General features: G+C 64.2%; 21 protein-coding genes. 18 read left to right on the top strand and 3 right to left on the bottom strand.

Features of this window, described 5'->3' with window-relative positions; genetic code table 11:
- Window positions 1–27 precede the first annotated feature (27 nt).
- Window positions 28–1,470, top strand: coding sequence for a sensor histidine kinase (locus BN2476_RS03950; protein ID WP_087732857.1), 1,443 nt, complete (start codon window positions 28–30; stop codon window positions 1,468–1,470).
- 6 nt (window positions 1,471–1,476) lie between these two features.
- On the opposite strand, the gene BN2476_RS03945 is transcribed toward BN2476_RS03950, so the two are convergent.
- A complete protein-coding gene (locus BN2476_RS03945; RefSeq protein ID WP_087732959.1) occupies window positions 1,477–1,935 on the bottom strand; it encodes an Lrp/AsnC family transcriptional regulator in 459 nt (152 codons plus the stop codon).
- 274 nt (window positions 1,936–2,209) lie between these two features.
- Between BN2476_RS03945 and BN2476_RS03940 the strand changes: the two genes are divergently transcribed.
- The 12 genes from BN2476_RS03940 (at window position 2,210) to BN2476_RS03885 (ending at window position 14,405) form a co-directional block, all read left to right on the top strand.
- Complete coding sequence (locus BN2476_RS03940) at window positions 2,210–3,283, top strand: Leu/Phe/Val dehydrogenase (RefSeq protein ID WP_087732856.1); 1,074 nt, start codon at window positions 2,210–2,212, stop codon at window positions 3,281–3,283.
- A gap of 121 nt (window positions 3,284–3,404) precedes the next feature.
- Window positions 3,405–4,109 carry a FadR/GntR family transcriptional regulator gene (locus tag BN2476_RS03935; RefSeq protein WP_087732855.1) on the top strand — a complete coding sequence of 235 codons (705 nt, stop codon included), beginning with the start codon at window positions 3,405–3,407 and terminating at the stop codon, window positions 4,107–4,109.
- 65 nt (window positions 4,110–4,174) lie between these two features.
- On the top strand, window positions 4,175–5,065 hold the full coding sequence (gene ltnD / locus BN2476_RS03930; protein ID WP_087732854.1) for an L-threonate dehydrogenase: 891 nt from the start codon (window positions 4,175–4,177) through the stop codon (window positions 5,063–5,065).
- Window positions 5,066–5,083: 18 nt separating this feature from the next.
- The gene (gene otnK / locus BN2476_RS03925) at window positions 5,084–6,400 is read left to right on the top strand and encodes a 3-oxo-tetronate kinase (protein ID WP_087732853.1); all 1,317 of its coding nucleotides are present in this window, start codon (window positions 5,084–5,086) and stop codon (window positions 6,398–6,400) included.
- Window positions 6,397–7,053 (top strand): 3-oxo-tetronate 4-phosphate decarboxylase, encoded by a 657-nt coding sequence (gene otnC, locus BN2476_RS03920; protein ID WP_087732852.1) that lies wholly within the window; start codon window positions 6,397–6,399, stop codon window positions 7,051–7,053. The genes otnK and otnC overlap by 4 nt, the downstream gene beginning before the upstream one ends.
- A gap of 131 nt (window positions 7,054–7,184) precedes the next feature.
- On the top strand, window positions 7,185–8,522 hold the full coding sequence (locus BN2476_RS03915) for an MFS transporter (protein ID WP_087732851.1): 1,338 nt from the start codon (window positions 7,185–7,187) through the stop codon (window positions 8,520–8,522).
- Window positions 8,523–8,599: 77 nt separating this feature from the next.
- Entirely contained in the window at window positions 8,600–9,388 is a 789-nt protein-coding gene (otnI, locus tag BN2476_RS03910; protein WP_087732850.1) for a 2-oxo-tetronate isomerase, read from the top strand.
- 58 nt (window positions 9,389–9,446) lie between these two features.
- On the top strand, window positions 9,447–10,433 hold the full coding sequence (gene denD, locus BN2476_RS03905) for a D-erythronate dehydrogenase (RefSeq protein ID WP_087732849.1): 987 nt from the start codon (window positions 9,447–9,449) through the stop codon (window positions 10,431–10,433).
- Window positions 10,434–10,832: 399 nt separating this feature from the next.
- Window positions 10,833–11,912: a sugar ABC transporter substrate-binding protein gene (locus BN2476_RS03900; RefSeq protein ID WP_087732848.1), complete on the top strand. Its 1,080-nt coding sequence runs from the start codon at window positions 10,833–10,835 to the stop codon at window positions 11,910–11,912.
- Entirely contained in the window at window positions 11,909–12,907 is a 999-nt protein-coding gene (locus tag BN2476_RS03895) for an ABC transporter permease (RefSeq protein ID WP_087732847.1), read from the top strand. Before BN2476_RS03900 ends, BN2476_RS03895 begins: the two co-directional genes overlap by 4 nt.
- Window positions 12,907–13,680, top strand: coding sequence for an ATP-binding cassette domain-containing protein (locus tag BN2476_RS03890; protein WP_087732846.1), 774 nt, complete (start codon window positions 12,907–12,909; stop codon window positions 13,678–13,680). Before BN2476_RS03895 ends, BN2476_RS03890 begins: the two co-directional genes overlap by 1 nt.
- Before the next feature lie 146 nt (window positions 13,681–13,826).
- Window positions 13,827–14,405: an NnrU family protein gene (locus BN2476_RS03885; protein WP_087732845.1), complete on the top strand. Its 579-nt coding sequence runs from the start codon at window positions 13,827–13,829 to the stop codon at window positions 14,403–14,405.
- A 32-nt stretch (window positions 14,406–14,437) separates the two neighbouring features.
- On the opposite strand, the gene BN2476_RS03880 is transcribed toward BN2476_RS03885, so the two are convergent.
- Window positions 14,438–14,635, bottom strand: coding sequence for a hypothetical protein (locus tag BN2476_RS03880; RefSeq protein ID WP_143810894.1), 198 nt, complete (start codon window positions 14,633–14,635; stop codon window positions 14,438–14,440).
- 84 nt (window positions 14,636–14,719) lie between these two features.
- Complete coding sequence (locus BN2476_RS03875) at window positions 14,720–15,685, bottom strand: PDR/VanB family oxidoreductase (RefSeq protein WP_087732843.1); 966 nt, start codon at window positions 15,683–15,685, stop codon at window positions 14,720–14,722.
- Between the two features lie 250 nt (window positions 15,686–15,935).
- Between BN2476_RS03875 and BN2476_RS03870 the strand changes: the two genes are divergently transcribed.
- The 5 genes from BN2476_RS03870 (at window position 15,936) to nadC (ending at window position 21,196) form a co-directional block, all read left to right on the top strand.
- Complete coding sequence (locus BN2476_RS03870; RefSeq protein WP_087732842.1) at window positions 15,936–17,282, top strand: MFS transporter; 1,347 nt, start codon at window positions 15,936–15,938, stop codon at window positions 17,280–17,282.
- Window positions 17,283–17,328: 46 nt separating this feature from the next.
- Window positions 17,329–18,321 (top strand): PhnD/SsuA/transferrin family substrate-binding protein, encoded by a 993-nt coding sequence (locus BN2476_RS03865; protein WP_087732841.1) that lies wholly within the window; start codon window positions 17,329–17,331, stop codon window positions 18,319–18,321.
- Between the two features lie 101 nt (window positions 18,322–18,422).
- Complete coding sequence (locus BN2476_RS03860) at window positions 18,423–19,493, top strand: porin (RefSeq protein ID WP_087732840.1); 1,071 nt, start codon at window positions 18,423–18,425, stop codon at window positions 19,491–19,493.
- A gap of 88 nt (window positions 19,494–19,581) precedes the next feature.
- Window positions 19,582–20,172, top strand: coding sequence for a MarR family winged helix-turn-helix transcriptional regulator (locus BN2476_RS03855; RefSeq protein ID WP_087732839.1), 591 nt, complete (start codon window positions 19,582–19,584; stop codon window positions 20,170–20,172).
- Window positions 20,173–20,308: 136 nt separating this feature from the next.
- Entirely contained in the window at window positions 20,309–21,196 is an 888-nt protein-coding gene (gene nadC, locus BN2476_RS03850) for a carboxylating nicotinate-nucleotide diphosphorylase (RefSeq protein ID WP_087732838.1), read from the top strand.
- Window positions 21,197–21,219: the final 23 nt, after the last annotated feature.

Genomic DNA, 21,219 nt, shown 5'->3' with positions numbered 1-21,219 from the left:
AAGGCACGACCCGAGGCGCAACGCGCGATGACTAGCAGCCTGCGCATCCGTCTGCTGTGGTGGCTGCTCGTGCCGCTGGCGATCTACGTGTTCGTCACGGGCAAGGCCGAATACGACAACGCGCGCCGCACTGCCGATCTCGTGCAGGACAACACGCTGCTGTCGTCGGCGCGGATGATCGCGGGCGAAGTCGAATGGGCGGACGGCATGCTGCGCGTCGATATCCCGCCCGCCGCGCTGGAAATCTTTGCGTCGCCGTATGGCGATCAGGTGTTCTACAACGTGAGCGTCGACGACGATCGGCTGCTCGCGGGCGTGCCGGATTTTCCGCTGAGCGCATCGGCGCCGTCATCCGCTTCCACGACGCCCGATTCGAACGATGGGCAGGATAGGCCCATGTACTATGACGCCGAGTTGCACGGCTCGACGATACGCGCGATCGGCTACGTGCGGCGCATGTACGACAGCGGCGCGACGCGGCGCGTGCTGGTGTCGGTCGGCAAGACGCAGGCTTCGCGCGATGCAATGGTGCGCGAACTGTGGCGGCCGCAACTGGTGCGCCAGATCGAGATGATGCTGCTTGCCGTGGCGCTCGCGTGCATCGGCCTGACGTTCGAACTGCGTCCGCTGCTGAAGGTGAAGGACGAAGTGATGGACCGCGATCCGATGCAGCTCGAACCGTTGCGCGTCGATCGCCTGCATACGGAATTGCGGCCCATCGTCGATGCGATCAATCAATGCATTGCGCGGCTCGGCTTGCAGGTGGCCGCGCAGCGGCGCTTCATCGCGGATGCCGCGCATCAGTTGCGCACGCCGCTCACGCTGCTCGACACGCAGTTGCAGTACGCGCGGCAGCATCGCGAGCTGGAGCCGTCGCTGGGCGAAGCGCTGGCCGCGATGCAGCGAAGCAACCGCTCGATGGTCGGCCTCACGAACAAGCTGCTGTTGCTCGCGCAGGCGGAAGCCGCCGACTACACACGGCTCGCGAACGAGCCCGTCGATCTCGCGGCGATCGCCAAAGACGTCGTCGAAGAGCTCGCGCTTTTCGCGCAGAATCGCGGCATCGATCTCGGTGCGGAACTCGACGCGTCCGCGTGGATGATCGGACACGAGGGCCTGCTTTCCGCGCTGGTATCGAATCTCGCCGAAAACGCGATTCGCTATACGCAGCCCGGCGGGCACGTGACGGTCGCCGTGCGCGGCGACGCGGAGCACATCACGCTGGCCGTCTCCGACAACGGCCCAGGCATTCCCGCCGAAGCGCGCAGCCGCGTGTTCGAGCCGTTCTACCGCGCATCCGCCGATACGGAAGGCACGGGTCTAGGCCTCGCCATCGTGCGCGAGATCGTGCAGGCGCATCGCGGCGAGATCTCGCTCGAAACAGGGGAGAAGGCGGCGGGCGCGATCGGCGACGCGCGCGGCCTGACAGCGCGGGTCACGTTTGCCGCGGCATCGGCGAAGGCGGCATGACGCGCATCACGGCTCGACCGATACCGAGCGCTTCAGGCACCGCAACGCGAAGATCGAGCGGCTGTCCTGGAACCCCGGCAGCCGATACAGCTTGCGTCGCAGGAACGATTCGTAGCCTTCCGTGCCCGCGACCGCGACCTTGATCAGGTAGTCGTACTCCCCCGACACCAGAAATGCCTCGACCACTTCGGGCAGATCGGCGAGCGCTTCGCCGAAGCGCTCCAGCGTGCGCTCATCGTGCTTCGCGAGCTTCACTTCGATGATCACCGTGTCGGGCAGGCCGAGCGCCTTCTGGTTCAGCAACGCCGCATAGCCTTCGATGACACCCGCTTCCTCGAGCGCACGCACGCGGTTCCAGCATGGTGTCGCCGACAGGCCGACGCGCTCGGCGAGCTTTGCGTTGGAAAGACGTCCGTCGTTGCGCAGTTCGCGCAGTATCCGCTGGTCGGTGGAGTCGAGTTTCATGTGTGCGGCCGAGGCTTGCTGATGAATCGGAAGACGAATCGTCTTCACGGTCGGTTTTGCATAGGCGATTATTCTGCCATGACGCACCGAATTCCAGATAAACAGAACGAATCTCCGATTTTGGCCGCCTACACTTTTGCGATCGGGGGTTCGGCGCATCCGCTGCCCTCGCGATTCGACGCATGCGTTCGCAACCCGGACGACATGCGACCCGCCGCCGCGTAGCCATCGCTTCGCGCCGACTCAACCGCCTGCCCACGAGGAAGGAACACAGATGGACCGACTGACGACGAATTTCGCCGGAACGCTTTTCGGGCTTCACGGCGAACCCGCCCACGAGCGCATTGTCGTGGCCAGCGACGCGCAATCCGGCCTGCAGGCCGTGATCGCCGTCTACAGCACGGCGCGCGGCCCCGCGTTCGGCGGCTGCCGCTACTGGCAGTACGCATCGGAGTACGAGGCGTATCACGACGCGCTGCGCCTGTCGCAAGGCATGGCGTTCAAGAACGCGTTGGCCCGTCTGCCGTTCGGCGGCGGCAAGGCTGTGATCCTGAAGCGTCCCGAACAGATGGATCGCACCGCGATGTTCAAGGCGTTTGGCCGTCTCGTGCAATCGCTCGGCGGCATCTATCTGACGGCGGAAGACGTCGGCACGACGGCCGACGACATGCGCGCCGTGCAAAGCGAAACGCCGTACGTGAGCGGCATTCCGCGCGACAACGACGTGTACGGCGGCAACCCGTCGCCGCGCACCGCGTACGGCGTGTTCGTGGGCCTCAAGGCAGCCGTGCAGGTCGCGCTCGGGCGCGACACGCTCGACGGCGTGTCGGTTGCGGTGCAGGGGCTCGGCTCCGTGGGTTGGGATCTGTGCGAGCGGCTGCATAACGCGGGCGCGGAGCTGATCGTCGCGGATATCGACGCAGGCAAGACAGAGCGCGCAAAGCATCTGTTCGGCGCTCAGGTCGCGGACACGGCACGCATCGCGGGCGTCAACGCGGACGTGTTCGCACCGTGCGCGCTCGGCGGCTCGATCACGGAAGCCGTCGCCGCGCAATGCGAGTTCAAGGTGATCGCGGGCGGCGCGAACAATCAGCTGATGTCGCTCGCCGAGGGCGACACGCTGCACAAGCGCGGCATCTTCTACGCGCCCGATTTCCTCGTGAACGCGGGCGGCATCATCAGCTGCGTGCGCGAGTATCAGGGCTCGGCCGACGAAGAGGCCGTGCTCGCGGAAGTCGCGCAGATCGGTCCGCGCGTGTTCGAACTCGCGGAACGCGTGAAGACGACGGGCATCGCGCCGGCGCGCGCGGCCGTGGCCTGGGCGCGGGAGCAGATGAAGGCCGTCTGATTTCGATGTGCCGCGTCGCGGGGCGATGCCTCGCGGCGCGTTGGGCTAAGGGTTAAAACGGATGGCCCTTCGTTTTCGCAAATTTGTATGATGACCTTATGACATCGCGAATTTGCGGAACATGTTCGAGAAAATCCCCAACAAGGCGCTGAGCGACACGGTCGCCCAGCAGTTGCTCGCGCAGATCGACAAGGGCGCGTTTGCGCGCGGCGGCAAGCTGCCGACGGAAGCCGTGCTCGCGCAGGAGTTCGGCGTGAGCCGCACGGTGATCCGCGAAGCGATCTCGCGCCTGAAGAACGAGGGCGTGGTCGAGCCGCGCCAGGGCAGCGGCGTCTATGTGTCCGTGCATGGCGCGATCCGGCCGCTGCGGATCGACTATGCGGAGGCGATGGAAGGCGGCTCGGTCTTGCAGATTCTCGCGGTGCGGCGCGCGATCGAAGCCGAGGTGGCGTCCGAGGCCGCGATGCGCCGCACGGACGCCGATATGACGACCATCGACGCCGCGCTCGCCAAGATCGACGAAGCCGTCGTCGAAGGCCGCGACGGCGTGGCCGAGGACGTCGCGTTTCATCGCGCGATCGCGGCCGTCACGGGCAATCCGTATTTCATGAAGACCCTCGCGTTCCTCAATCAGTATCTCGAAGCGGGCACCGTCGTTACGCGCCGCAACGAAGCGCTGCGCGAGGACTTTTCGCGTCAGGTGCGCGACGAGCACGCGGCGATCGTCGCGGCGATTCGCGCGGGCGACCCGATGGCCGCGCGCAACGCCGCGCAGACGCACATGTACAACGCAGCGCGCCGGCTCGCCGAAGCAGGCATCTGCTGATCCGGACATGCGGCTGTTCGAAAGCCGCAAGCCGCAATCTGAAGCAACGTTCGTAGAGGAAAGTTATGGCCAGAAAAGTCGGAGTGATCGGTCTTGGCGCAATGGGCATGGGCGTCGCGCGCTCGCTGCTGCGCGGCGGGTTCAATGTCCATGCATGCGACGTCCGCCGCGAAGTGCTCGACGCGTTCGCGGCCGATGGCGGCACGCGCTGCGTAAGTCCCGCCGAACTCGGTGCGCAATGCGACGTCGTCATTTCGCTCGTCGTCAACGCGGCGCAAACGGATGCTGTGCTGTTCGGCGAAAACGGCGCCGTGAAGTCGATGAAGCCCGGCAGCGTCGTGATCGCATGCGCGACCGTCGCGCCCGACTTCGCGATCGACCTCGGACGCCGCGTCGAAGCGGCCGGCCTGCTGATGCTCGATGCGCCCGTTTCCGGCGGCGCGGCGCGCGCGGCATCCGGCGAAATGACGATGATGACCTCGGGCCCCGCAGCCGCCTATGCTGCCTGCGAAGACGTGCTCGCCGCGATGGCGCGCAAGGTGTATCGGCTGGGCGAGCAGCATGGCGCGGGCTCGAAGGTGAAGATCATCAACCAGTTGCTCGCGGGCGTGCACATCGCGGCCGCCGCCGAGGCGATGGCGCTCGGCCTGCGCGAAGGCGTGGACCCCGCTGCGCTCTACGACGTGATCACGCACAGCGCGGGCAATTCGTGGATGTTCGAGAACCGCGTGCCGCACATCCTCAATGGCGACTACACGCCGCTGTCGGCCGTCGATATCTTCGTGAAGGACCTCGGCCTCGTGCTCGATACCGCGCGGCGTTCGAAGTTTCCGCTGCCGTTGTCGGCGGCGGCGCATCAGATGTTCATGATGGCGTCGACGGCGGGCCACGGCGGCGAAGACGATTCCGCCGTGATCAAGATTTTCCCGGGCATCGATGTTCCGGCAGCGCGCTAAGCGAGGGGACTGCACGACATGACGATCTCTGCCAACAAGCCGCTGCTCGGCTGCATCGCCGACGACTTCACGGGCGCCACTGATCTCGCGAACATGCTGGTGCGCGGCGGCATGCGCACCGTGCAGACCATCGGCGTGCCTGCCGCCGACACGCGCATCGAAGCCGACGCGCTGGTGGTCGCGCTGAAGTCGCGCACGATACCCGCCGCCGATGCCGTCGCGCAATCGCTGGCCGCGTTCGAGTGGCTGCGCGCGCAAGGCTGCCGCCAGTTCTTCTTCAAGTACTGCTCGACCTTCGATTCGACCGACAAGGGCAACATCGGCCCCGTCGCCGATGCGTTGCTCGATGCGCTGCATGCGTCGCGCGCCGACACGCCGTTCACGATCGCGTGCCCCGCGTTTCCGGAGAATGGGCGCACGGTGTATCGCGGGCATCTGTTCGTCGGCGACGTGCTGCTGAACGAGTCGGGCATGGAGCATCATCCGCTCACGCCGATGACGGACGCGAACCTCGTGCGCGTGCTGCAGCGGCAGACGCAATCGAAGGTCGGGCTCGTGCGCTGTGACGCCGTCGCGCAAGGCGCCGAAGCGGTGCGGGCATCGATCGATGCGTTGAAGCGCGACGGCGTGCGCATGGCCATCGCCGATGCGATTTCGGATGCCGATCTCTACACGCTCGGCGAAGCGTGCGCGGACCTGCCGCTGATCACGGGCGGTTCGGGCGTCGCGCTCGGCTTGCCCGCGAATTTCCGCCGCGCGGGCCTGCTCGGCGATACGGATGATGCGGGCGAGCTGCCGCGCGTCGAAGGCACATCGGCCGTGCTGGCGGGCAGCGCATCGAAGGCGACGAACGCGCAGGTTGCCGCGTGGCGCGAGACGCGTCCCGCGTTCCGCATCGATCCGCTTGCGGCGGCGCGCGGCGAGCCTGTCGTCGAACAGGCGCTGACCTTCGCGCGCGAGCACATGAACGCCGCGCAGCCGCAGCCCGTGCTGATCTACGCAACGGCAACGCCTGAAGAAGTGAAGGCCACGCAACGCGAGCTCGGCGTGGCCGAAGCGGGGCATCTAGGCGAGCGCACGCTGGCTTCGATCGCGCGCGGCCTGCATGACCTCGGCGTGCGCAAGTTCGTCGTCGCGGGCGGCGAGACCTCGGGGGCCGTGGTGCAGGCGCTCGGCGTCGAGATGCTGCGCATCGGCAGGCAGATCGATCCGGGTGTTCCCGCGACGGCGAGCATCGGCGCTGCGCCGCTTGCGCTCGCGCTGAAATCGGGCAACTTCGGCGCCGTCGATTTCTTCGCGAAGGCGCTGCGTCATCTGGATGGAGGCGCGCAATGACGCCTGCCATTCACATCGGCGAAGAAGCGAGAATCCGCGAAGAGATCTGCGTGACGGGCGCGAGCCTGTACGAGCGCGGCTACACGGTCGGCAGCGCGGGCAACATCAGCGCGCGCCTCGACGATGGCTGGCTGATCACGCCGACGGACGCCTGTCTCGGAAGGCTCGACCCCGCGCAGATCGCGAAGGTCGATCTTGCGGGCAACGCGGTTTCGGGCGGCAAGCCGTCGAAGACGCTCGCGCTGCATCGCGGCGTCTACGAGCGCAATCGCGACGCGCGCGGCATCGTCCACACGCATTCGTCGCATCTCGTCGCGCTGACGCTCGCAGGCGTATGGAGCGACGCCGACGTGCTGCCGCCCATCACGCCCTACTATGTGATGAAGGTCGGCCACATTCCGTTGATCCGCTACAAACGTCCCGGCGATCCGCAGGTCGCGCAGCAGATCGCGGCGCTCGCCGACAGCGTGCGCGGCGTGCTGCTCGAACGGCTCGGGCCCGTCGTGTGGGAGCGCTCGGTATCGCAGGCTTCGTATGCGCTAGAGGAGCTGGAAGAGACGGCGCGCTTGTGGCTGATGACGAACCCGCGTCCCGCGCCGCTCGACGAAGCGGCGCTCAAGGAACTGCGCGAAGTGTTCGGCGCGCGCTGGTAAAGCGGCGATGTTCAACTGGTCCGCGAAACGACGCGAACCGCCCGTATCAATCAACCCAGGCAAAAAAGCCGGAGACCGCCCGACGTGACGCGAGCGGTCCGAAACCGGCGCCATTCCGAAGGAGACAACACATGACTGGTTATCAGGCGGCATCCGTTCGCCCCGCTTCACCCGCCGAAGCCGCCAACCAACCCGGCGCCGCTGAAATCGAACGCACCTATGGCAAGGTCTTCTGGCGCATCGTGCCATTTTTGATGCTGTGCTACGTGGTCGCGTATCTGGACCGCGTCAACGTGGGCTTCGCGAAGCTGCAGATGTCGCAGGACCTCGCGTTCAGCGAGACCGTGTTCGGACTCGGCGCGGGCGTGTTCTTCCTCGGCTACTTTCTGTTCGAATTGCCCAGCAACATCCTGATGCACAAGCTCGGCGCGCGTATCTGGATCGCGCGGATCATGATCACATGGGGTGTGCTTTCTGCACTGTTCGTGTTCGTGAAGACGCCGACGCAGTTCTACGCGTTGCGCTTTCTGCTCGGTCTTGCCGAAGCCGGTTTCTACCCAGGCGTGATCCTGTACCTGACCTACTGGTTCCCGTCGCACCGGCGCGCGAAGATCATCGCTGTGTTCATGTCGGCGATTCCGGTGTCAGGCATCTTCGGCAATCCCCTGTCGGGCTGGATCATGCAGACCTTCGATTCGCATCACGGCTTTGCCGGCTGGCAATGGATGTTCGTCATCGAAGCGGTGCCCGCGATTGCGGTTGGCATCGCGACGATTCTCTATCTCGACAACGGCATCGCCAACGCGAAGTGGCTGACTGCGCGCGAGAAGAAACTGCTCGCCGATGAAATCGCCGCGCAGCCGCACGAAAAAGCGAAGTCACATTCGCTCGGCGCGGTGTTCCGCGATCCGCGCACGTGGTGGATGTCGCTGATCTACTTCGCGTTCGTCACGGGCCAATACGGACTCACGTTCTGGATGCCGACGCTCGTCAAATCGACGGGCGTGACGGGCGCATTCGAAATCGGTCTCTTGAGCGCGATTCCGTTTCTCGCCGCGATCGTCGTGATGAACGTAATGGGCCGCAGCGCGGACAAGTACCGCGAACGACGCTGGCATCTGATCGGCCCGGCGCTCGCGGGCGCAGTCGGCTTTGCGATTGCGGCATCGTTCGTGAACAACACGGCCGTGTCGATTACGTTCCTGTCGATTGCCGCAGCGGGCGTGCTGACGTGCGCGCCGCTCTTCTGGTCGCTGCCGACGGCGTTCATGTCGGGCGCGACGGCTGCGGCGGGCATCGCGATCATCAATTCGGTCGGCAATCTCGCGGGCTTCGCGAGCCCGTACATGATCGGCTATCTTAAGGATGTCACGCACAGCACGCAGTCCGGCATGTACGTGCTCGCCGCGATGCTCGTGCTCGGCGCGATCGCCGTATGGCTGACGCCCGCGCGGCTCGTGAACCGCTAAACGCACAATTGCGTGAAGGCCGGATGCGTCGCGTATCCGGCTAACGTTCGATAGAGATAGATACAGGAGTTGCTTCGATGCCTCGCTTCGCCGCCAATCTGACGATGATGTACAACGAACACGCGTTCCTCGACCGCTTCGCCGCTGCCGCGCGCGACGGCTTCGAGGCCGTCGAGTTTCTGTTTCCTTATGAATACGCCGCCGCCGATCTGAAAGCGCGTCTCGACGAGCACGGCCTTACGCAAGCGCTCTTCAACGCGCCGCCCGGCGACTGGGCAGCGGGCGAGCGTGGCATCGCGTCGTTGCCGGGCCGCGAAGACGAGTTCCGCCGCAGCGTCGATACCGCGCTCGAGTACGCACGCGTGCTCGGCAACGACAAGCTGCATGTGATGGCCGGTCTGATCAGGCCGGAGCAATCGCGCGCCGCGCATCGCGACGTGTACCTGAAGAATCTCGCGTATGCCGCGAAGACCGCGCAGGCGGACGGCATCACCGTCGTCATCGAGCCGATCAACACGCGCGACATTCCCGGCTTCTTTCTGAACCGCCAGGACGACGCGCAGGCGATCTGCGCCGAAGTCGGCGCGGCGAATCTGAAGGTGCAGTTCGATCTTTACCACTGCCAGATCGTCGAAGGCGATCTCGCTGTAAAGCTCAAACGCGACATGCCGCGCGTCGGCCATATCCAGATTGCGGGCGTGCCCGAGCGGCACGAGCCGGATATCGGCGAAGTGAACTATCCGTATCTGTTCTCGCTGATCGACGAGCTCGGCTACGACGGCTGGATCGGCTGCGAGTACCGGCCGCGCGCGGGCACGTCGGCGGGCCTTGGATGGATCAGGCCGTATGTGAAGGCACGCGGCTGACCGACAGGCGCGTACGACAGATCCACAGACAGACCCACATATTGAGGAACGACGGCACATGAAAGTACTGATCACAGGCGGCGCGGGTTTTCTGGGGCAGCGTCTCGCGCGCGAACTGCTCGCGCGCCGCGAACTGAAGGGCACGGACGGGCAGCGCCAGCCGATCACCGAACTGGTGTTGCTCGACGTCGTGGCCGCGCCCGGCCCGGACGACGCGCGCGTGCGGATCGAAGTCGGCGATATTGCCGAGCGCAGCGTGCTCGAACGGCTGATCGATGAAAAGACATCGGCGATATTCCACCTCGCCGCCATCGTCAGCGGCCAGGCCGAAAGCGATTTCGATCTGGGCATGCGCATCAATCTGGACGCATCCCGATTGCTGCTCGACGTGTGCCGGATGCGCGGACACAAGCCGCGTGTCGTGTTTACGAGCTCGGTCGCCGTCTATGGCGGCGAGCTGCCCGAGGTCGTGCTCGACGATACGGCGCTGAATCCGCAGTCGTCATATGGCGCGCAGAAGGCGGGCGCCGAGCTGCTGCTGAACGACTATTCGCGGCGCGGTTTCGTCGATGGCCGCGTGCTGCGCCTGCCGACCATCAGCGTGCGGCCGGGCAAGCCGAATGCGGCGGCGTCATCGTTTGCGAGCGGCATCATCCGCGAGCCGCTGACGGGCGAAAAGGCCGTGTGTCCCGTGAACGGCGCGACGCGCTTGTGGCTGCTGTCGCCACGCAAGGCGATCGAATGCCTCGTGGCCGGATGCGAGATCGACGCGGCCGCATTCGGCAACCGGCGCACGGTGAATCTGCCGGGCGTATCGGTGAGCGTCGACGAGATGATCGCGGCGCTGCGCGATGTGGCAGGCGATGCCGTCGCGGCCCGGATCGAATGGAAGGCGGATGAGCGCGTCGAGAAGATCGTCGGTAGTTGGCCTGCGCAGTGGGACACGTCGCGCGCTCAGCGGCTCGGCTTTGCCGGCGATGCGTCGTTCAAGGATATCGTCCGCGCGTTTATCGACGACGAACTGGGCGGGACGATTCCGGCGTGATCCGCGCGGGTCGCGGTCATACGAAAGCCTACGACGCAAGGCCGCGCGTATTGGCAAGATGACTTCACGCATCTGACATCTGCGTTAGCTTCCGGCCCACTATCTGACACAACACACTCCGAAAAGACCGCACAGCCGGTCTTTTCGTCGTTGTGGAGCGGCCCCTGAAACGGTCCGGAAGCAGCACTCTATAGGCAGCCCTTAAATAGTCCGACTACTTTAGGGTATACGTTGATTAATCGGCAAAAGTACGTGATATAGGATTTTCCGCAGGGTTGTCAGGGGCACACGCATGCACACGGGGTTCGTGAAGTGTGGTGCCTCCCGGCACCGGCGCTTCCCTCGCCTGCGCCGTCATGCACAGCAAGTTATTCAATAACTCAAAGACTGGAGAATGACATGGCCGGTAAGCAGGAACCCAAGGACGAAGTCCAGAGCATGCGTCGTGGAATGCTGCAGGGCGCTGGCCTCGGTGCAGCGTTGGCAGTGCTCGGCGGCGCGATCACGCCGGCGCAGGCTGCCGAGGCGGGGCCGTTTCCGGCTCACAAGCGCTGGAAGATCGTATTCGTCAATCACGTGACGACAAACCCATTCTTTGTCCCGACGCAGTACGGCATTCAGGACTCCACCGCTTTGCTCGGCATGGACTACCAGTGGACGGGCTCGGCCAACGCCGACATCGCCGAGATGGTGAATGCCGTCAACGCGGCGATCGCCGGGAAGGCCGATGCGATTGCCGTGCCGATCGTCGATCCGAAGGCTTTCGACAAGCCGATCCAGGCGGCGCTCGACGCGGGCATTCCCGTGTTCGCCTATAACGCCGACGCGCCCCAGGGCTCGTCGAATCCGCGTCTGTCGTACATCGGCCAGGACCTGTATCTGTCCGGCTATCAGATGGGCGAGCGAATCGCGAGCCTGATCGACAGCGGTCTGGTCGGACTCTTCATCGCGACGCCCGGCCAGCTGAACATCCAGCCGCGGCTGGACGGCGCCGTCGCCGCGATCAAGAAGTCGGGCAAGAAGATCGACGTGCAGACCATCGCGACGGGGGCGACCGTCAACGAAGAGCTTTCGAAGATCAAGTCGTTCTATCTGGGCCACCAGGACCTGAAGGGGATGTTCGCGGTCGACGCGGGCAGCACCCAGGGCGTCGCCGAAGTGATGAAAGAGAACAACCTGCCGGCGAAGGGCGTGCACGGCGGCGGCTTCGACCTGTTGCCGCGCACCGTGCAGCTGATCCACGATGGCTTCCTCGACTTCACGATCGATCAGCAGCCTTACGTGCAAGGCTTTTATACCGTGGTCCAGGCGTTCGTGTATCTCGCATCGGGCGGGCTCGTCGGACCGGCCAACGTCAACACCGGTTTGAAGTTCGTGACGAAGGCCTCCGTCGATCCTTACCTGAACACGTCGACACGCTACGAAGGCAAGAGCACGAAGCCGCAAATCGTTCCGCACACGGGAGCGATCAAAGGGTGACGTCTCCTGTAGCGGACATCAAGAAGGCGCAACGGCCGCGACGCTCGTCGCGGTCGTTTCTGCGTTCGAGCGAGCTTCGCATCCTCGCGGTCGCCGTCATTCTGTGCGCGTACTTCGAGACGGCCAATCACGACTTCCTGCTGACGTCGGCGAGCCTGCAAAACCTGTCGCAGTTCATCGCTCCCGTCGCCATCATCGCATTCGGCGAAATCATGTTGATGATCGGCGGAGAGATTGATCTTTCCGCCGGCATGGTGTTCGCGTTCGCGCCTTTCATCATGCATTTCACGAACGAGGCGGGCCTGCCGGCATGGCTCTCGGTGATCGCGGGGCTGGTCGCGGCGGGCCTGATCGGATTCGTCAACGGAGCGGTCACGGTCTATCTGCGGATTCCGTCGTTCGTCACGACGCTCGGCACGCTCTTCTTCGTCAACGGCTTCACGCTGACGATATCGAGAGGCACGCCCGTTTCCCCGCCCGAGGACGGTCTCTTTGCCGAGTTCATGGGAGCGTGGGGCTACAGCGAGATCATCTGGGCGATCGCGCTCGCGGTGATCATGCATGTGTTGCTGCGTCACACGCGCTGGGGCCTGCATACGATCGCGTCCGGGGCGAATCCGCTCGGCGCGAGCGAGGCGGGTATTCATGTCAGGCGCCTGAAGCTCGGCAACTTCGTGCTTGCGGCGGTGCTCGCGGGATTGACGGGCATGCTCGAATGCTTCCGCATTTCGTCGATCGATCCGCAAGCGGGCGGCAACCAGATCATGTTCCTTGCCGTCGCCGCTGCCGTGATCGGCGGCACGCCGCTCGCGGGCGGCTCGGGGACGATCATCGGCGGGCTGATCGGCGCGGCCGTGCTCGGCATTCTGAACGATGGCTTCACGCTGATCGGCATCAACGCGTTCACGTTCAACATGATTCTCGGCGCGGCGATTCTCGCGGCGATGATCTTCAATATCCACGTCGTACGTCTCGCGCGCAAAGGAGAGCTGTGATGTCCTCGTCGCCGGAAGAAGCGCTGCGCGGGGAGGACATCGTCAAGCGCTTCGGCGCCGTGACCGCGCTCGACGGCGTGTCGCTGACGCTCAGGCAAGGGGAAATCCTCGGCATTCTGGGCGACAACGGCGCGGGCAAATCGACGCTCATCAAGATCCTCACCGGTTTTCATCAGCAGACGAGCGGCAAGCTGTTTCTCGGCGGCCAGGAAACGATGCTGCGTTCCGTCGATCACGCGCGTTCGCTCGGCATCGAATGCGTGTATCAGGATCTCGCGCTCGCCAACTCGCTGAGCATCTACCACAACATGTTCCTGAACCGGGAGATTCTCAGGCCCGGGCCGTTCCGTCTGTTGAACCACCGCGCGATGCGCGAGCGCGCCGCGGAATGTCTCGAAGAGATCGGCGTGCATGTGCCGTCGGTGGACCTCGCTGTCGAGCAGCTTTCGGGCGGACAACGGCAAGCTATCGCGGTGGCGCGCGCGGTCAACTCGAACGCGAAGATCCTGCTGCTCGACGAGCCGCTCGCTGCGATGGGCGCGCGCGAAGCGGGGCTCATCATCGATCTGATCCTGCGGTTGAAGGAGAAGGGCGGTCTGTCGATCATCATGATCATGCACAACTACGCGCAGACGCTCGATATCGCCGATCGCGTGATGCTGATGCAACGCGGGCGCGTGACGTATCAGCGCGAGACGGTCAGCACGTCCGTTGCCGAGCTGATGGACATCGTCAGGCGCGAATATCGCGCGATGCGCACGCAAGGGGCGTGAGCGGCGGCTCGGCGTGTTGTTGGTTGCCGACACAATCCGTTGCACGCGCACGATCAGCCCGCTTTCAATCGGCGCCCGTATTGGCACGGCAGACATCATGCGGGACAATCGCGGCAACCTGTCGACATCCGACACGAGGAGCCGCCGTGATCGCATTGATATTGGGGTTGTTGTTGTTCCTGGGTGCGCATTCCGTCCGCATTTTCGCGGACGACTGGCGCAAGGCGCGGATCGCGCAGATGGGCGAGAAGCCGTGGAAGGGCGCGTATTCCATCGTGTCCATCATCGGACTCGTGCTGATCATCTGGGGATATGGACTCGCGCGGCGCGAGCCCGTCATGCTCTGGTCGCCGCCCGCATGGGCGCCGCATCTCGCGGGCATCCTCACGCTCGTTGCGTTCATCCTCTTTCCGGCCGCGTACGTGCCGGGTAATCACTTCAAGGCGCTGGTCAAGCATCCGATGACGATCAGCGTCGCGCTGTGGGCCTTCGCGCATCTGCTGGCGAACGGGACGCTGAACGCGGTCATCCTGTTCGGCGCGTTTCTCGTCTGGGCGCTCGCCGATGTCGCCGCCGCGCGAAGGCGGGATCGCGTCGAAGGCATCGTCTATCCGGGCGGGAGCTTCTCGCGAGATGTGATTCCCGTCGTGGTCGGCGTCGTCGCCTGGGTCGTGTTCGCGTTCTTCCTGCACGGGTGGTGGATCGGCGTGAAGCCGATGGGGTGAGCTTCAGTTCGCGCTAGCGGCAAGGTGAAGCGTCATGGGCTCAACGGCGATGACAGGTTGCTGGGCCGCATGATCGTTTCATCGGGAAGCACGAGCGTGTAGCGCGTTTCGAGTTCGTGCGCCGTTTCGGCAGCCTTGCACCATTGACGGGCGAACTCGATGTCGAGAGCAGCCAGGTGACGGCGGCTTCTTGCAGCCTTGGTGCCATAGGTCGCGTTCGTCTGGGACACAGGCATCCGCATGATCTGGCGCGAGCAGGTTCGACGTGGGCGCACGAACTGTGAGGGGGCGAACGTAACTCCGACGATGCGTGCTCAGAGATCCAGCACTAGCTCCGCAGATTTCGCGCGCGAAACACAGACCATGATCTGAGTTTCCTTTTCGTCATCGCGCAGTACGAGATCCCGATGGTCGGCCTCTCCCGAGCATAGTCCTGTGCGGCATGAGCCACAGGTGCCGCTTTCGCACGAGCTTGGCACCCGCACGTTCGTGGCGCGCAGCACGTCGAGGATCGAGCGGTCGGCGGGGATCTCCAGAGACGTGCAGCTGCGCTTGAGCCGAACCGTAAATGGCGTGCTTTCCCGTGCGTTGGCGTTGCTCGCCCCGAAGCTCTCGAAGTGCACGGTGCCGGACGGCCAATGGCCCGTCATGTCGCGCACGGTGTCCATCAGCGCCTGCGGCCCGCAGCAGTAGACGTGTTGTGCCGACTTCGACCTCTCGAATACGGGCCAGAAGTCGAACGATTTCGCCGGGTCGCCGAAGTCGTGGTGAATCTTTACCGCCGCGCGCCACTCATTGCTGCTGAGTTCGTCAAGAAACGCGGTGCCCTCCGGATCGCGGGCCAGGTAATACAGCTTGAACTGTCTCAGGCCTTCCGCCCGGAGCTGGCGCGCCATCGACAGCATGGGCGTAATGCCGATGCCTCCAGCGACGAGAATGAACGATTTCGCCCGCTCGTCGAGCGGGAATTCGTTTCGCGGCAGCGAGACCTCGATCACGTCCCCTGCGGAGGTTTCGTCGACGAGGCTCATGGAACCGCCTCGCCCGTGGCGGTCCCGCTTCACCGCAATGACGTAGCGATCTCGCTCCTGTGAGTCGTTGCAGAGCGAATAGCTGCGACGCGCGCCGTTGGGCACAACGACGGTCAAATTCGACCCTGCTTCGAACGGCGGCAGCGGGGCGTCCTGCGGATGGGTTAGCTCAAAGCGCCAGATGTCGCGCGCAATTTTCTCCTTTTCCGCAATCTTCAGATGCAGAAAACCGCCTTCGGGGGTGGTCATGCCTGTCTCCTTCCGCTCGATTCGTTTCGCTACCATGGAGCGTATGATATTGCTAGAGATCTAATTAAGCAAGTTGATCCAGCGCAATCCCCCCGTCGGTATAAACCCCCACTTGCCAGCGTGACCAACGCCCCGTAGCCTAATTACTAGATGTCTAATTATGCGGAACGCAGACGCAAGACCCTCGTCGGGAGGGAATGTTTGTCCGTTTCCGCAGACAAAAAAGTCTGAAACCAGGAGAGCCCCGGACATGACAGATTCAACGTTGAGCTACGAGGATGCGCCCCCGCTTCGTGTCGCCGATTCGGCGGTCGTCGAGGCGACGTATCGCAAGGTCACACTAAGGTTGATGACCTTTCTTTTCTTTTGCTGGGTCCTGAACTATCTCGATCGCGTCAACGTCAGCTTCGCGCAGTTGCAGTTGAAGCACGACCTCGGCTTGAGCGATGCCGCGTATGGGCTCGGCGTGAGCCTGTTCTTCATCGGCTACATCCTGCTGGAAGTTCCGAGCACGCTGCTGCTCAGGCGCATCGGCGCTCGCCGGACCGTTACGCGGATCATGCTGCTGTGGGGCGCCATTTCCACCGCAATGGCCTTCATGACCGCACCCTGGCAGTTCTACCTCGCTCGGACGCTGCTCGGCGCCGCGGAGGCGGGCTTCTGGCCAGGGATCATTCTCTACCTCTCGTACTGGTATCCCGCGAAACGCCGCGCGCGCATCACGTCGCGATTTCTGCTCGCGATTGCCGCCGCGGGTATTATCGGCGGCCCGCTTTCGGGGCTGATCCTCGAAAACTTCATGGGTGTATGGGGCTTTCGCAACTGGCAGTGGCTGTTCTTTCTCGAAGGCTTGCCCGCCGTGATCGCCGGCGTGGTCGCGTGGTTTTACCTGACGGACAAGCCACAGGATGCGTCGTGGCTCACGGATGAGCAAAAACGCATCGTCATGGACGCGCTCGAGGAAGAACACCGGCAGAAGCCGCACGATGCGCCGAGCCGTCTGCTCGTCGCGCTGCGCGACCCGCGCGTGTATGTGATCGCCGCAGGCTGGGCCACGGTGCCCATTTGCGGGACCATCCTCAATTACTGGACACCTACCATCATCAAGCAGGCGGGCGTTTCCAACATGTTGCAGATCGGCTTGCTGTCCGCGCTGCCATACATCGTCGGCGCCGTCGCCATGCTGCTGATCGCGCGCAGCTCCGATCTGCGGCTCGAGCGCCGTTGGCACTTCGTGTTGTCGACGACAGCGGGCGCAACGGGCGCGGTGCTGCTCACGATTCTCACGCACAACTCGGCTGCCGCAATCGCGTGCCTGAGTCTCGTTGCAGTGAGCTATTTCGCGGCCGCCGCCATCATCTGGACCATTCCGCCGAACTACCTCAAAGGCGAGGCGGCTGCGGGCGGAATCGGCGTCATCAGCAGTCTTGGGCAGGTGGGCGCTTTCTTCGCGCCGATCGTCCTTGGCTGGGTGAAGAGCGTAACCGGCAGCTTCTCGGCCGGCATCCTGCTGGTCGCGGCGCTCGTGTTCATTGGCGGCATTGCCGTCTTCTTCGGCGTGCCGCGCGAGCGGCAGGCGCCTCAGTCCGGCGCGTGACGATGCACGTGACGGACCGCATTTTGACAGTCAGACAGGAGCAGGAATGAGCAAGCTTCAACTTTCGATCGCCGTGGGCAATTACGACCGGATGCGGCCGTTGATCGACGGCGACGTCCAGATCGACGGCGTCGATCCTGTGTTCATGCTGCAGGACCCGGAGGAAATTTTCTTTCGCGCGTTCCGGCACGCGGATTACGACATTTGCGAGCTTTCGCTGAGCAGCTATTCGGTGAAGACGGCCGCGGGCACCTCGCCCTACATCGCCGTGCCGGTGTTTCCGTCGCGCGCGTTCCGGCACAGCTCGATCTACGTGCGTTCCGACCGTGGGATCGACCGGCCCGAGGACCTGAAGGGCAAACGCATCGGCGTGCCGGAATACCAGCTCACGGCCAACGTGTGGGTGCGGCTCTTTCTCGAAGAGGAATATGGCGTGAAGGCTTCGGATATCCGCTGGGTGCGCGGCGGCTACGAGGACCCGACGCGTGTGGAGAAGATCGCGCTCAAGCTGCCCGAAGGCGTCGTGCTGGAAAATGCGCCCGAAGGGCAGACGATCTCGAACCTGCTGGCCGACGGCGAGATCGACGGCGTGATCGGGCCGCGCGCGCCGTCGTGCTTCGAGCGCGGGCATCCCAAGGTCAAGTACCTCTTCGATGACCCCCAACAGCGCGCTGCCGAGTGGTACGAGCGCAGGAAGCTCTTTCCGATCATGCACACGCTCGGCATCCGCAAGACGCTGGCGGAGCAGCATCCGTGGCTGCCTGGCGCTATCGCGAAGGCGTTCGAGCACGCGAAGCAGGTGGCGCTCGCGCGTTTGAGCGACACCTCGGCGACCAAGGTGACACTGCCGTTCATCGAAGACCAGTTGCGCAACGCGCGACGTTTGATGGGCTCCGACTTCTGGTCGTACGGATTCGCCAGCAACGAGCACGTGATCGACCGCTTCCTTGCGCAGCACCACGCCGAGGGCTTGTCGAGCCGGCGCCTTCAACCCGCTGAGCTGTTCCATCCAGCGAGCCTCGAGAGCTTCAAGATCTGACCTCCCGCGGCAGTCGTCGCGTCGCGCATCCGCCCGTTACCGGCTGCGCGACGCCAGCGTGGAAGGGGACAACACAATATAATCAGGAATCCATAATACAAATGAACATGAAGGGACACACATTCCCGCGCGCGTGCGGCGGGCTGCTGGTGCTCGCCTGCACGGCGGCCCATGCGCAAAGTTCGATCACGCTGTACGGCATCGTCGATGCGGGCGTCGAATACGTCAACCGCGTGGCCCAGGGTAAACAGACGGGCTCGGTGATCCGGGAGCAGTCGGGCAATCTTGCCGGATCGCGCTGGGGGCTCAAAGGCTCGGAGGATCTTGGCGGCGGGTACAAGGCTTTGTTCACGCTCGAGGGCGGATTCAACGTGAACAACGGAACGCTCGGCCAGAGCGGGCGGCTGTTCGGCCGTAAGGCGTTCGTTGGCCTCGCGACACCGTACGGCACGCTTACGCTCGGACGTCACCAGAACCTGCTCTACGAGCTGATGTACAAGTACGACGCGCTGACGTTCAATCCGAGCTATTCCGCGCAAAGCATGGATAGCCAGTTCGTGAACCGCGCGGACAATTCGGTGCGCTACGGCGTGCATCTCGGCGACGTGACGTTCGCGGCGTTGTACAGCACGGGCTTTGACTCGACGATTCCAAACGGTGCCAACGTGCCCGGCGCGACGAAAGTGGGCCGCGAGATGAGCGCCGCGGTGCTGTACGACCGTGGGCCGTTCAGCATCGGTGTGACGTACGACCAGTTGCAGGGCACCTCGATCGCCACGCAGAGCAACACGCAGCAGCGCGCGCTGCTCGGCCTTTCGTACGACATCGGGCCCGTCAAGGCGCTGGCGGGCCTGCGCTGGCTGAACACACGCAACACGGACGTGCCACCCAGTTCGCTGCTCTATTGGGGCGGTGTGACCTGGCGGGTGAATACGCCGCTCTCCGTTTCCGCCAGCGTCTATCACACGCAGTTTCGCAATCCGCACGGCGGCCCGACGATGGGGGCGTTGCTGGTCGACTACGCGCTCTCGAAGCGCACCGATGTGTACGCGGAAGGCGCGTATGTCTCCAATCGTTCATTTTCCAATGTCGGCATTCGGGGCACAGGCGTGGACATCGCTCCCGGCATGGACCAGGCGGGCGTGACTGTGGGCATTCGCCACACCTTCTGAGCGGCCGCGCGCTGCGGAACAGTGCCTCTCGCGCCGGCTAAAGCGCTATGATTGTCGCCAGTCTGGTCACAATAACGGCGAGGAAGGTATGGCAGCAGCAGGTACTTCGGGAAAGGGCGGGGTCGCGAGCGAGGACCCCATCCTGCGGCACTGGCGCGAGGCGGTGCCGGATGATCGTCTTGCTCACCTGGTGAAGGATGCGGGCCGCGCGATGATTCGCGGTCTGCAAATGCGCCTGGCGCAGCATGAAGTCTCGTTTGGCCACTGGGCGTATCTGCGTGTGCTGTGGGTCACCGACGGGCTCACGCAGAAGGAGCTCAGCGACGAGACGGGCACCACTACGCCCACCACGTTCAGCGCGGTGTCGGCAATGGAAAAGCTCGGGTACGTCGAGCGCCGCTATGCGCCCGGCAATCGCAAGAACACGCACGTGTATCTCACGCCGCGCGGCCGGGGCCTGAAAAAAAAGCTTGTTCCGCTTGCGGAAGAAGTCAACGAGATCAGCGTCGCCGGATTGAAAACCACCGAGATCAACGTCGCGCGCAAGGTCCTGCTAACGATTATCGAAAACATGGCGCGCGACGAAGCCGAGTCGAGCGATCCGGCGCGCCGCATTCCGTCGACACGAGAAATGGGCAACCTGATCGCAACGCGCGGCGAGGAGTACGAAAGCAACTGAGGCCGGCGGTTTCATGATTTCATAGGTCGTTTTCCGGGTTCCATTTTATTAAATATCTAGTAATATTGACGGCCGCGCCTGTGCGCGGCAGCAGGTGGCTTCAAGCTGCTTTCCCGCTCAATATACGGACCCTGAAATGGATGCAATGACCCGCGCGGCCGTGGCGCGCAATGTCCGCGAAGCGCTCGCGGAAGATGTCGGCGATAACGACTGGACTTCACAACTGATCGACCCTGCCGGTTCGGCCGAGGCAGTCCTCACCGTGCGCGAGGCCGCGCTCCTGTGCGGCAGGCCATGGTTCGACGAAACGCTCCTGCAGACGGACCCGCGCATCGCTGTCGAATGGTTCGTCGGCGAAGGCGAATGGATGCGTGAAGGACAGGCCGTGTGCAAGATCGCCGGGCCCGCGCGCGGCATGCTTACCGCCGAGCGCACCGCGCTCAACTTTCTCCAGCTGCTTTCGGGCGTGGCCACGGCAACGCACGCCATGGCGCGCATTGTCGAAGGCACGGCGGCGCGCATTCTCGATACGAGAAAAACGCTGCCGGGTCTGCGCCTTGCGCAAAAGTACGCGGTGCGCGTGGGCGGCGGAGAGAACCATCGGCGCGGACTTTACGACGGCATGCTGATCAAGGAAAACCACATCGCAGCGGGCGGCGGCATTGCGCCGACGATTCGCGCCGCCCAGGCGCTTGGTGCGGAAGTGCCGCTTCAGGTCGAAGTGGAAACGCTCGGCGAGCTGGCCGAGGCGCTGGAATCTGGCGCCAGGTCGATCCTGCTCGACAACTTCTCGCACGATGCCATGCGCGAGGCCGTGCGCCTCAACGTGGGGCGTGCCAGTCTGGAGGTGTCGGGCGGTGTCTCGACAGAAACGCTGCGCGCGATTGCCGAGACGGGCGTGAACCGCATTTCCGTGGGTGGGCTCACGAAGCACGTGAGGGCGGTCGATTTTTCGCTGCGCTTTGGGGCGTACGTCGGGGCATGCGTCGCGCAGCCCGACCTGGCGCGCGAGTGCGCCGCGTAGCGGTGAATCGGTGACGCTCGCAC

The organism is Paraburkholderia piptadeniae (assembly GCF_900007165.1).
Classification (GTDB): domain Bacteria; phylum Pseudomonadota; class Gammaproteobacteria; order Burkholderiales; family Burkholderiaceae; genus Paraburkholderia; species Paraburkholderia piptadeniae.
This window is presented reverse-complemented; position numbering and strand designations above follow the sequence as displayed.